11 protein-coding genes and 1 pseudogene are annotated in these 9,379 nt (G+C 31.8%); 4 read left to right on the top strand and 8 right to left on the bottom strand.

Annotation, left to right across the window (positions count from 1 at the left end; genetic code table 11):
• The first annotated feature begins 147 nt into the window (after positions 1–147).
• Positions 148–441 carry a hypothetical protein gene (locus tag B3J44_RS11250; RefSeq protein WP_198856264.1) on the top strand — a complete coding sequence of 98 codons (294 nt, stop codon included), beginning with the start codon at positions 148–150 and terminating at the stop codon, positions 439–441.
• A gap of 124 nt (positions 442–565) precedes the next feature.
• Here B3J44_RS11250 and B3J44_RS11255 read toward each other — a convergent pair whose 3' ends face one another.
• The 3 genes from B3J44_RS11255 to B3J44_RS11265 form a co-directional block, all read right to left on the bottom strand.
• A complete protein-coding gene (locus B3J44_RS11255; RefSeq protein WP_286968530.1) occupies positions 566–937 on the bottom strand; it encodes a LysM peptidoglycan-binding domain-containing protein in 372 nt (123 codons plus the stop codon).
• Between the two features lie 7 nt (positions 938–944).
• Positions 945–1,421 (bottom strand): BON domain-containing protein, encoded by a 477-nt coding sequence (locus B3J44_RS11260; protein ID WP_286968531.1) that lies wholly within the window; start codon positions 1,419–1,421, stop codon positions 945–947.
• Positions 1,422–1,587: 166 nt separating this feature from the next.
• Positions 1,588–2,730: an SGNH/GDSL hydrolase family protein gene (locus B3J44_RS11265; RefSeq protein WP_286968532.1), complete on the bottom strand. Its 1,143-nt coding sequence runs from the start codon at positions 2,728–2,730 to the stop codon at positions 1,588–1,590.
• Positions 2,731–2,780: 50 nt separating this feature from the next.
• On the opposite strand from B3J44_RS11265, the gene B3J44_RS11270 reads away from it, so the two are divergent.
• The 3 genes from B3J44_RS11270 (at position 2,781) to B3J44_RS11280 (ending at position 5,687) form a co-directional block, all read left to right on the top strand.
• The gene (locus B3J44_RS11270) at positions 2,781–3,791 is read left to right on the top strand and encodes an acyltransferase family protein (protein WP_286968533.1); all 1,011 of its coding nucleotides are present in this window, start codon (positions 2,781–2,783) and stop codon (positions 3,789–3,791) included.
• A 139-nt stretch (positions 3,792–3,930) separates the two neighbouring features.
• A complete protein-coding gene (dnaX, locus tag B3J44_RS11275; RefSeq protein ID WP_286968534.1) occupies positions 3,931–5,016 on the top strand; it encodes a DNA polymerase III subunit gamma/tau in 1,086 nt (361 codons plus the stop codon).
• Between the two features lie 254 nt (positions 5,017–5,270).
• Positions 5,271–5,687, top strand: a complete 417-nt coding sequence (locus B3J44_RS11280) for a DNA polymerase III subunit gamma/tau (protein WP_198856267.1) — start codon at positions 5,271–5,273, stop codon at positions 5,685–5,687.
• 40 nt (positions 5,688–5,727) lie between these two features.
• Here the strand turns inward: B3J44_RS11280 and B3J44_RS11285 are convergent, their stop codons facing one another.
• From B3J44_RS11285 to B3J44_RS11305, 5 genes and pseudogenes are all read right to left on the bottom strand, one after another.
• Positions 5,728–6,306 (bottom strand): NAD(P)H-dependent oxidoreductase, encoded by a 579-nt coding sequence (locus tag B3J44_RS11285; RefSeq protein ID WP_286968535.1) that lies wholly within the window; start codon positions 6,304–6,306, stop codon positions 5,728–5,730.
• A gap of 55 nt (positions 6,307–6,361) precedes the next feature.
• A complete protein-coding gene (locus tag B3J44_RS11290; protein ID WP_286968536.1) occupies positions 6,362–6,922 on the bottom strand; it encodes a Crp/Fnr family transcriptional regulator in 561 nt (186 codons plus the stop codon).
• A 3-nt stretch (positions 6,923–6,925) separates the two neighbouring features.
• The gene (locus B3J44_RS11295) at positions 6,926–7,507 is read right to left on the bottom strand and encodes a TMEM175 family protein (RefSeq protein WP_286968537.1); all 582 of its coding nucleotides are present in this window, start codon (positions 7,505–7,507) and stop codon (positions 6,926–6,928) included.
• A gap of 17 nt (positions 7,508–7,524) precedes the next feature.
• Positions 7,525–8,415 (bottom strand): Ppx/GppA phosphatase family protein, encoded by an 891-nt coding sequence (locus B3J44_RS11300; protein WP_125723695.1) that lies wholly within the window; start codon positions 8,413–8,415, stop codon positions 7,525–7,527.
• Positions 8,416–8,449: 34 nt separating this feature from the next.
• A pseudogene (locus B3J44_RS11305) lies at positions 8,450–9,379 on the bottom strand (polyphosphate kinase 1); the annotation flags it as partial.

The following is a 9,379-nucleotide window of genomic DNA, read 5'->3' on the forward strand; positions in this document are numbered from 1 at the left end:
ACGACGATAAGGCGGTCTGCGCTGCAAAAGTAGCGATTTAAGAACTAACAATAATGATTTTAAATTTCAGATTTTATGAATTTTATCATAACTTTTTAATTTTAAAATAGTTATCTTTAAAAATCTATAATTTAAATTCAGTTTATCATGAAAAGAATGTATCATTACGCAACTGTTTCAAAGGCTTTAGATCAATTGAATGAGAAAGGATTTACGTGCGATTTTAATCGAAATTCAGACGCGATTAAAAAGAATCCTGAGAAATTTGAAATTGTTCATGTGTATCGATACGAGGGTGAGTCAGACCCAGCGGATGAGGCAGTTGTATACGGAATTAAATCGACTTCGGGTAAAAAGGGAGTTTATGTCGCTGGTTTTTCAGCCGATTCAGATCAGGAAACAGCGAAGTTTTTATTTGATTTAAGTATTCGAGGACGTTAGAAAATCAAGTAAAAAAATGAGAACAAAAAAAATATTAAATAATCTATGTCATTCCTAGAAACGAAATTTAAACCTTTCTAGGAATGGCATATAATAAGAGCTTATGTTTATTTGCAATAAAAAATTAAATTGTCGGTATTTTCAATTTCCATCCTGGCTTAATTAAATCCGGATTTGAAATAATATCTTTATTCGCTTCAAAAATATCCTGCCAAGAAACTCCGTATGCTTTTCCAATCTTCGAAAGAGAATCTCCCACTTCAACTGTATATTCTCTTGAAACGCCTTCTTCAACCTCGATATTCATAACCAAATCGGCCGATCTAAAATCAGGATCAATAGTATTATAAGCATTCCAAAGCTTTTCCTTATCTGCTGCAGATTTTGCTTTTCCGTCAATATAAAGCACATTATCCTGCTCTTTTACTTGTAAATTTTCGATTCCTAATTCGGATGCCAAATCTGTGACCTCTTTATATTTATCTTGTAAACTCATAACAACCTTATTTAATGATTAATTTATTGTCAACTTTCTTAGGATGCAATTCCTGAATACTTTGCATTAAAGGCTGCAATTTGTCTCTTTTAATTTCACCCGAAAGTGTAACAATACCGCCAACAACAGTTGCACTGACACCATCGTAAGCGTCTACAACTTTACTAACCGATTTGTCTAAATCAGTATCTGAATTAATTACAACAGTAGCTGCAGCAGGTTCCTGATTGGCTTGTTCTATTTCGCAAGTATTAACTACAGATTTAACACCTTTGGTTGCTTTTACGCTTTTTCCAATATTTTTTTTGAACATTTCATCATCACAAACACCTGTAATTGTAGCCACTCCTTCATGCACTACAACTTGAATATCTGGATCATTTAATTTTTCACTGATTGCTCTTTCAATATCGGCATCACTGGGTTTACAAGACACCAAAAAAACAGTGAGACTCATTCCTAATAAAATTGATCTAATTTTCATAATGATACGATTTAATAATTAACTCATTAAAATTAAACAAATTAAATATCAACGAGTTATATGATATTAGAATAAATTTTATAAGTTTCGCAGTAAATAATAATTTGAATAGTTAAAAATACTCTCAAAAAAAAAGCTACTCAATTAGCAATCCAATTTCAATTAATCAATAAAATATATAGGGGCAATCTTTTTTTAGTTGCTCATACATCGCGTCATAAGCCATAACAGTAGGGTGAATACCATCAGAGAAAACATAACCCTCTTTCCATTTGGAAGCATCGTTTTCTTCTGTAACTGCCTTATGAAAATCAACATATCTTTCCCCACTCCTTTTAATCCAATCATTAATATTTTTAGCTGTCGAACTATAATTAAAAGTAGATCTCGGGGTAACAGTTACAAGAATAGGAATCTGTCCATTACTTTTTAAAAAGCCAATAGCTTGTTTAATACTTGACATGTATTGCGAAATATTATCATAATTATTTGTTCCAATACTTAAAATCACATATTTAGATTTAAACCAAGAACACTCTAATTTTAGTCGGTCTACCCATTCTTTTGAGGCTTTAATCCCTCCTTGCCCATCTATAAAACAATTTTGGATACCGATGTTATTTGCTAATTTTACACACCATCTTTTACTAAGACTAACTCCAAATTGATTAAGCGCAACACCTTGAATAAAAGAGTCTCCTAGCACATTAACTTTGGGAACTTTACTGTATCCCGAACTTAAAATTGATTTATAAATCTTTACACTTCCTATATCAAGCGTAAAAAAAGGTTTCCCGGTCATAATGTTTTGAAAAATATTTGAATCAATTTCGTATTTCTTTTCAAATAAAGTTAAATTACTTTTAAGAAAAAAAACGATTCCTGAAATTGTCTTATGAAAACCTATTTCATATTTAACTCCTGTTTTTAAATCAGGCAACTCAAATTGTTCATTTAAAATTGTTCCTTGATAATTCTTAGAACTTTGATATAATGAGATCTTATTTTTTGTTAATTTTATAAAACCCATTGTCATTCCAGTTGAAATACTAATTGAATCACTTGCTAAAATTTCAAATGTAGTAGAAAATGATAAGTCCTGCATAGCTAAATCTTGATCAAATAATAACTTTTTCTGTGTCGAACCATCACTCGACAAATCTATAGTATCATTAACAACATCTTCTCCTAAATGTGAAAATTTAATATAGTTTTTATTAGCCTCTGTATATTTTATAGTCTCTTGAGAGCATGCTAATAAAGAATTTAGAATAAATAATGTTACTATTAACTTTAGCATTTTTTTCATTTTTTTTCTATGTTTGCAAGAACTTGACAAATATAGAAAAAAGACCTAACATGGCTGACACACAAAGAAATTTTTACATTGATTATATAAAAGGTATTGCTTCTTTATCTGTTGTTTTGTTGCATTGTATGCCAAATTACTATATCGTTTCTCCACTTTGGATCGGTCAAGCTGTGCCTTTGTTTCTCTTTATCACAGGTTATCTTACTTATTCTAGTTTTCAACGTGGTAAATTGCTTAAAAACTACTATTCGAAGGATTCATTTGCAAAAGTCATTGATAGAATTTTTAAGCCATTTTTTTTTGTTTTGGTTATTCAAGTTATATTATATTATTTTCTTAAAAATGATTTTTCAATAAAAGGAATGATATTATCAGGAGGAATCGGTCCTGGCTCATATTACCCTTGGATTTACCTACAAGCCTGGTTCTTTTTACCATTAATTATAAAAATTATAGATAGAGTTTCATTACACTACTCTTTTATAATATTTCTAATTATATGTTTAATTCTTGAAATTCTTAGTAGCTTTTTACATATACCCGAAGTTTTATATAGATTAGCTTTTTACAGATACATTTTCTTATTGTATTTAGCATGCATTGTCAAAAAGTTTGATATTAAAATCACATTTTTAGTCGTTTCACTAGCAATAATAGGTGCAGCGTATTCTCTTTTTGTAGCTTATACAGATATAAATCTTGAACCTTTCTTTTATTTTAGTGGGTGGAGAGGTCACACATGGATTTCATATTTTTATACCGTTTTGGTGTTCTTACTTTTAAAAAGAATCTATTTTTTGAAACCCAATAATTTAATAAGTAATTTTTTTATCTTACTGGGAAAATATTCTTACGAAATATTCCTTTGCCAGATGTTTGTTTTCAGCTTTATAACTTTAAATAATTTTTCCTTTGAAAACAATATATTTTATCAAAATTTTCTATTTATTATTTCAACAACTTCATTATCAATAATTCCTGTTATTATCTATAAAAAATATCTAGAAAATCTCTTTACTATGAATTTGAAAAAATTATATTTGAGCCTTAAAAACTGATAAAATCTTATAAAGTTTCTTTTAAAAATTATCTCCCAAAAAAGTAAAATAGCTCTTTAAAAAACTTTTCTTTTTTATGATTTTCAGATTTGTGATTTGGTAATTTTCAGCCTATATTTGCTATCCAATAAAAGAGAACATGGAACAATTTGTAGTATCGGCACGTAAATATCGCCCGCAGACCTTTAAGGATGTTGTGGGACAAAAGGCCATTACCAACACTTTGTTGAATGCCATTGAAACCAATCACTTAGCTTCTGCTCTTTTATTTACAGGACCACGTGGAGTTGGTAAAACTACATGTGCTCGTATTTTGGCTCGAAAAATAAACCAGCCTGGATATGACGATCCTACCGAAGATTTTGCATTTAACGTTTTTGAACTAGATGCTGCTTCAAACAACTCTGTAGATGATATTCGTAACCTTATCGATCAGGTTAGAATCCCGCCACAAACAGGACAATACAAAGTATATATCATTGACGAGGTTCATATGTTGTCTTCGGCCGCTTTTAACGCTTTTCTTAAAACGTTAGAAGAACCGCCAAAACATGCTATTTTTATTTTGGCAACAACAGAAAAACATAAAATCCTTCCAACGATTTTATCTCGCTGTCAAATTTTTGATTTCAAAAGAATTACAGTAAAAGATGCTAAAGAACATTTAGCAGATGTTGCTGAAAGTCAAGGAATCGTTTTTGAAGATGATGCTTTACACATTATTGCTCAAAAAGCAGATGGTGCGATGCGTGATGCTTTGTCTATTTTTGACCGTGTAGTTTCGTACTGCGGAACAAATTTAACACGTCAAGCCGTAACTGAAAACTTAAACGTTTTAGATTACGAAACTTATATTTCTATTACTGATTTACTTTTAGAAAATGAAATTCCAAAGCTTTTATTAGCTTACAATGACATTCTTGCTAAAGGTTTTGACGGACATCATTTTATTGCTGGTTTAGCTTCTCATTTTAGAGATTTGCTAGTAAGCAAAACACCCTCAACTATTGTTTTATTAGAAGTTGGAGAACAAGCACAGCAAATGTATGCAGTTCAATCTCAAAAATGTTCGCAGGAGTTTTTATTAAAAGGAATTGACATTGCAAACGACTGCGATTTAAAATACAAATTAAGCCAGAATCAACGACTTTTAGTTGAATTATGCTTGATGCAATTAGCCTCTATCAACTTTGATGGAGAAAAAAAAAAGTTGAGCAATTCATAATTCCACCCGTTTACTTTAAAAACGGAGGCTATTCTATTGTTGAAGTCCAAAGCCCAAAGGCCAAAATCGAAAGTTCTGTAGCAACTGAGAGTCAAACTTCTCCAGCTGTAACAGAAAATCAAACTTCTGTATCTCAACCACAACAAGTTGCAGAAACTCCAAAAGTTCAGACTCCAGAAACTCCAACAACAGAACCAAACGGTGCTCCTAAGGTTTCTGCTTTTTCTCTTGCTAGTATCCGCAAGAAAAAAGAAATGGAAGCCAGCGGCAAGACGTATGTTAAACCTACCACTGCTTATTTAACTGAAGAATTTAACGAAACCGATATGCGCCTACACTGGAACAAATATGCGGAACGTTTAGGACAAAAAGGCCTTAAGATTATGGAATCGATTCTATTGATTAGCGATCCTGTTCTAAATGGCACAACAATTTCTTATGAACTGCCAAATGAAGGTTCTAAATTGGATTTTGAGGGGCAGATGAATGGTTTATTAGGACATTTAAAAGGTCACTTACATAATCATGATATTACAATTGAAGTAATTGTAAACGAAGAGATTAAAGCAGTAAGAGCTCTTAACGATCAAGATCGATACAATCGTTTCTTAGAAATCAACCCAAACATAGAACTTTTGCGTACTACATTTGGATTGGATATAAATCTTTAATTTAAGGAGGTAATTTATTCTGATAATTTGGAACAAAATTTTATTTGTTCTTGAGCCCGAAGGTGTAAACTTTTTCAAGCCATTTTTTTCTTTGCTCTTGATTAGAACCTTTTACAATTCCAATATAACTTACTTTCACAGGTTTTATTCCACAAAATTCCAAAGTCGATTTCTTTAACTGGTTAACGCTTGGTCTACCATAAACCAATCTATAATACCAACTTGGCTGATCTAGAGTTGTAATGATATGAGCCGTTTTTCCTTTCAGTAATTTATCCCACCAAACAGAATTTTCGCGATATTGGAAAGCCATTCCTGGTAAAAATAATCGATCAATAAAACCTTTTGTTATCGCTGGAAGTCCACCCCACCAAACAGGATGAATCCAAACCAAATGATCGGCTTTTTTTATTTTCTCCCACGATTCTAATAAATCAGGTTCTAAATCGGTTCGTTTTTGGTAACCAAACTGAAGATTGGGATTGAAGTTTAAATTGGCAATAGTTATAATTTCTACTTGAGCGCCAGAAGTGATCGCTCCATTTTTATACGCTTCAGCAATTCCGAAATTGAAGCTTTCAGCATTTGGATGTCCGTTTATAATCAGTATTTTTTTCATATAAATGTTTTTCCAAAAATACTATTCGTACATTTTCTTTTACTAGACAAATGTCCTATAAAACCGCTTTTCTAATTCGGCTTAAATGTCTTGGCGTAATTCCTAAGTAAGAAGCCAAATATTGCAATGGAATTAACTGAATGTATTTTTGATGATTATGATACAATTCTCTATAACGTTCTGCGCCTGACAACTTTTGAAAGGAAATCATTCTTTTATGGAGATTTACAAATTCTATTTCGGTCAATTTCCGTCCTGTTTCCTGCCAATTGAACCCTAATTTATATAGTTTTTCAAGAGCTTTTCTATTTAAGACTTGAAGCTTTGTATCGGTTAAAGCCTGAATATTTTCTTCTGCTTTTTCTTCTGTTATGAAACTCGCAAAAGACGCCATGAATTCATTTTCAAAAGCAAAACAATTGGTGATTTCGTCACCTTTATGATTAACAAAAAAGGAACGGAGAATTCCTTTTTCTATAAAAACTATTTCGTTGCAAATCTGATTTTCAGTCAATAAAAGCTCTCCTTTTTTCAATGTTCGAAATGTAATTAAATCATCTAAATGACTTAATTCATCAGCAGAAAAATTCTGAATGGATTGAAAAACAGATTTCATAAATTATTCGTTAGAAGCAAAAACTCTCTCGATTCTTTTGTCTGGAATAAGCCATAACATTGCCACAATAAAATATGCAGCGCCAGAAATCCATTGATTATAAAATGCTGCAACAATTCCAATTACATATAAAACTAAAGAAATTTTGCCTTTAAAATCTCTTTTAAGCACTTTTCTCAAAGCAGAATCATCACCTTCACTACACATAATCGTGTACTGTAATATTACATATGAAATTGCAGACAAAAATAGAATGGCACCATACAGCGACATTGCTGCTTTCTCGAAATTATGTTCTCCCATCCAAGCGGTAGAAACAGGAATTAGTGAAAGCCAGAAAAGAAAGTGCAAATTACTCCATAACACTTTTCCGTTTACTTTTGACAATCCGTGCAATAAATAATGGTGATTATTCCAGTATATTCCAACATAGATAAAACTTAAAATATAACTTAAAAACTTAGGAATAAGCGGTTTTAAATCTTCAAACTGATGTCCTTCTGGCGCTTTGATTTCCAAAATCATAATGGTTATAATGATTGCCAAAACACCATCACTAAAAGCTTCTAGCCTACCTTTGTTCATTTAAAAAAATATAAATATTAAATTTTACCGTAATACATTGCTTTTACAATACCATCAGAGAGTCCGATTTTAGGAACATAAATCTGGCGTGCGCCGCTCCATTTCATTGCATTCAGGTAAATACGAGTTGCGTGGATAATTACGTCGGCACGATCAGAGTTTAATCCCAATTCAGCAATTCTTTGTTCGTATGTCAACGAATTTAAGAAAGCATACTGAGAGTTAACATAAATGTACGAAAGTGGTTTTTCCTGTTGTTTGCCAGACATTTTAAACAACTTATTGATGTTTCCTCCAGAACCTATCAACGTTACTTCATCATAATCTGCCGTGTTGGTTTTAATCCATTTTTCGATTTCATCCCAAACAACATCATGTACCATATTATTCAGCAAACGAACTGTTCCTGCTTTAAACGATCTTGAAGTAATCATTTTTCCGTCAGAGAACAAAGTAAACTCAGTACTTCCACCTCCAACATCAACAAAAAGATACGTTTCGTCAGATTTAATTAAATGATGCAAATCTGTTGAAGCAATAATTGCCGCTTCTTTTTTACCGTCAATAATTTCAATCTTTATGTCTGCTTTTTTCTTAATCAAAGCCACGACTTCTTTTGCATTATATGCTTCACGCATTGCAGAAGTTGCAAATGCCATATAACGCTCCACTTTATGTACTTTCATCAAAAGATTAAATGCTTTCATGGCATCAACCATTCGATCTATATTTTCTTGTGAAATTTCTCCAACCGTAAAGGCATCTTGTCCTAAACGAATTGGCACACGAACAAGGGAACTTTTATTAAACTGCGGTTCTTTTCCTTCTTGCTCCACAACGTTAGCGATCAAAAGCCTCATGGCATTCGAACCGATGTCTATCGCTGCAAACTTCCTAATGTTAATCATGCTCACTTTATGATTTGAAAATTGGTATTTATTATTAATTTACTTTTTGAGGAACCTCATCTAGTATTGCTACTTTATTTTGATAATATTTATAGGTCTCAAACTGTGCTCTAAATGGGGCATGATGATTTTTTGGCTTATATTTATTATCTAATTTATAAGAATGATACCTTACTTTTACATTTCCTTTCCAGCCAATATTGAAGTTATCGATTAGTTCTTTTTTAATTTCAAGATCATAAATCGGACATGTTACTTCTACCCTTGCATCTAGGTTTCTAGTCATAAAATCGGCAGATGAAATATAAACTTCGGTTAAACCGGCATTTCCAAAAATATATACTCTCGAATGTTCTAAGTAATTATCTACGATACTTATTGCTTCAATATTTTCGCTCATTCCAGGAATTCCAGGAATTAAAGAGCAAATTCCTCTTACTTGAAGCTGAATTTTTACTCCTGCATTGCTTGCTTCGTATAATTTATCAATCATTTTAAAATCAGATAAACTATTCATTTTTAACTTTATGTGCGTTTTTCTGCCTGCAAGCGCGTGAAGAATTTCGCGATCAATCAGTTTTATAAATTTGGTTCTTGTATAATGAGGCGATACGATTAAATGCTTATATCGATGCACTCTGTAATTGATATCGAAAAACTCAAATATTTTTGAAGTGTCTTTTAAAATTCCTTGGTGACAAGTTAAAAGCGTTACGTCTGTATAGATTTTAGCAGTCGACTCGTTGAAGTTTCCTGTAGAAATAAATCCATAACGACGATTTTTACCTTCTTCCAATCTTTCTATTACACATATTTTACTATGTACTTTAAGACCTTTCATTCCAAAAATAAGTTCAATTCCTTCCATTTGCATTTGTTCTGCATACGAAATATTTGAAGCTTCATCAAAACGGGCCTGAAGTTCGATTTGTACCACTACTCTTTTACCATTTTTAGCAGCATT

The organism is Flavobacterium sp. UBA4854 (genome assembly GCF_002399805.1).
GTDB lineage: Bacteria > Bacteroidota > Bacteroidia > Flavobacteriales > Flavobacteriaceae > Flavobacterium > Flavobacterium ginsengisoli.

What these genes read in the sequence shown, in the direction of transcription:
- B3J44_RS11295 (WP_286968537.1), bottom strand. Translation starts at nt 7,507, where the DNA reads ATGAACAAAGGTAGGCTAGAAGCTTTTAGTGATGGTGTTTTGGCAATC.
- B3J44_RS11265 (WP_286968532.1), bottom strand. Translation starts at nt 2,730, where the DNA reads ATGAAAAAAATGCTAAAGTTAATAGTAACATTATTTATTCTAAATTCT.
- B3J44_RS11285 (WP_286968535.1), bottom strand. Translation starts at nt 6,306, where the DNA reads ATGAAAAAAATACTGATTATAAACGGACATCCAAATGCTGAAAGCTTC.
- B3J44_RS11255 (WP_286968530.1), bottom strand. Translation starts at nt 937, where the DNA reads ATGAGTTTACAAGATAAATATAAAGAGGTCACAGATTTGGCATCCGAA.
- dnaX (WP_286968534.1), top strand. Translation starts at nt 3,931, where the DNA reads ATGGAACAATTTGTAGTATCGGCACGTAAATATCGCCCGCAGACCTTT.
- B3J44_RS11280 (WP_198856267.1), top strand. Translation starts at nt 5,271, where the DNA reads ATGGAAGCCAGCGGCAAGACGTATGTTAAACCTACCACTGCTTATTTA.
- B3J44_RS11290 (WP_286968536.1), bottom strand. Translation starts at nt 6,922, where the DNA reads ATGAAATCTGTTTTTCAATCCATTCAGAATTTTTCTGCTGATGAATTA.
- B3J44_RS11300 (WP_125723695.1), bottom strand. Translation starts at nt 8,415, where the DNA reads ATGATTAACATTAGGAAGTTTGCAGCGATAGACATCGGTTCGAATGCC.
- B3J44_RS11270 (WP_286968533.1), top strand. Translation starts at nt 2,781, where the DNA reads ATGGCTGACACACAAAGAAATTTTTACATTGATTATATAAAAGGTATT.
- B3J44_RS11250 (WP_198856264.1), top strand. Translation starts at nt 148, where the DNA reads ATGAAAAGAATGTATCATTACGCAACTGTTTCAAAGGCTTTAGATCAA.
- B3J44_RS11260 (WP_286968531.1), bottom strand. Translation starts at nt 1,421, where the DNA reads ATGAAAATTAGATCAATTTTATTAGGAATGAGTCTCACTGTTTTTTTG.